This window comes from Chamaesiphon sp. OTE_20_metabat_361 (assembly GCF_031364565.1).
The window spans coordinates 1-1,679 of sequence record NZ_JANLWO010000471.1 but is presented as its reverse complement, the minus strand read 5'-3'; the positions used below and the strand labels follow the sequence as shown (position 1 = coordinate 1,679).

Sequence of the window (1,679 nt, the reverse complement as noted above, 5' to 3'; positions counted from 1 at the left end):
GTTAAGTAATGCCCTCCAACGTGAAAAAGTGTTCCCGTCGCTGGCAATTCAAATGATCAGTATCGGTGAAGAAACTGGGGAAATAGATACAATGATGATGAAAGTTGCTGACTTTTATGAAGATGAAGTCGAACAAGCGGTTAAAGCTCTCACCAGTGTCCTCGAACCAATTATGATGGTCTTTCTCGCCGGGATGGTCGCCGTAATTCTCCTTTCGATGTATCTACCGATGTTCAAGGTATTTGAAAAGCTCGGTTAGAAACCTTAAAAAGTATTTCTGATTGACATAGGTAGAGTAATGAACATTTATTACTCTACCTAATTATTAGGTAGCTACGATTCGATCGAATCTCATTGTCTATAGCCACTGCCAAGCCTATTAAGGCAGATCGTATCCCCGACTTCTTTTAAGAAGTCGGGGATATAGCATCACTATCGTCCTAACTGCTTTTGATTATTAATAAATTTATATGTCGATTAAAAAATCAGACTACGAAGAACTTTTAACGCGCTATAGCAATCATACTGAAGCAGTAGAATTACTCAAACAGTATCGTCCGTATCTAGAAATGATTCCCAGTATCCGAAGGTCGGAAGAAAGCTTGATTACGATACCGTTACCTGTCGTCAAGCTTCGCAAAGTTCCACTAATCCAGCAACTCGATCGATCTTCACCGATTAGTACTACTTCACAAACAATTTTACTGCCTTGCGATCTGGCATATCTTATGTGCGATCCGGAGTGGAAAATTAAGATGGGTGGCGAGATTTTAATATTTATCCAGCAGCCTGAAGAAGATTTTTCCGATTTACTCGCGCGGTGGCGACGGACGCAGGTATTACTCGATCGCGACTATGAATGGGTAATGCCACAATACTATCGGCATATTATTAGTGAAGGTGTCGAACATCTGTATCCACTGTTTGTAATATTCGATCGCACCTCAGCAAGTATCAAACAAGGATTAATTGGCTCGCATTTACCCTTTGTCATCGCTCAAAATCGCCAAACATCGATCGCTGTATTAATACCCCCCGAACGCGGTACAGAATTATCGGATCTCTAATTTCAGGTGCCGATTAAAAGGAGTTAAAAGCTACAATGCTGTTATGGCGATCTAGCAAGATGATTTGAGCCGATTCGATTTTAACTGCTTAGTTAGACCGAATTTAACAGTTGTAAATAGTACCAGATGATGAATCCTCCCGCTGAGACTGCTAAGCTTCCGCCGATCGAACCAATGACCTTTAACACCAAACTGGCTTACGGTGCGGGTGACATCGGGGGTGCGATTGTCGGGATTTTACTCCTATCGTATCTCTCTCCATTCTTAACCAACGTCGCTCATTTAAGACCAGGATTGGCGGGAGCGACGCAATTGATCGTTAGAGTCTGGGATGCGTTCATCGATCCAGCGATCGGGGTGATGAGCGATCGGGGGGATACATTTGGTGCCAAAATCAAAGCAAAGTGGGGTAGGCGCTATCCTTGGATGTTATTTGCGGCAATTCCCTTCGGGATGCTGTTTATCTGTCAGTGGTTGATTCCGTTTCCCGCCACCAATCAGTGGGGTTTATTTAGCTTCTACACTGTGGTTTCGATGCTGCTGGGGACGTTTATGACGATGTATAGCTTGCCTTACACTGCTTTAACCGCTGAGTTAACCGAAGACTACAAC

Annotated in this window: 3 protein-coding genes; all 3 read left to right on the top strand. The window is 43.3% G+C overall.

Annotation, left to right across the window (positions count from 1 at the left end; all coding sequences use genetic code 11):
* Positions 1-259, top strand: a 259-nt coding sequence (locus RMO35_RS13815; protein WP_309741877.1) for a type II secretion system F family protein, incomplete at its 5' end; no start/stop codon positions are given.
* Between the two features lie 211 nt (positions 260-470).
* Positions 471-1,067, top strand: a complete 597-nt coding sequence (locus RMO35_RS13810) for a hypothetical protein (protein ID WP_309741876.1) — start codon at positions 471-473, stop codon at positions 1,065-1,067.
* Positions 1,068-1,193: 126 nt separating this feature from the next.
* Positions 1,194-1,679: MFS transporter (locus RMO35_RS13805; protein WP_309741875.1), on the top strand; the 486-nt coding region annotated here is incomplete at its 3' end.

Excerpts from the sequence above, each read along its gene's own strand:
- RMO35_RS13810 (WP_309741876.1), top strand. The coding sequence starts at position 471 with ATGTCGATTAAAAAATCAGACTACGAAGAACTTTTAACGCGCTATAGC.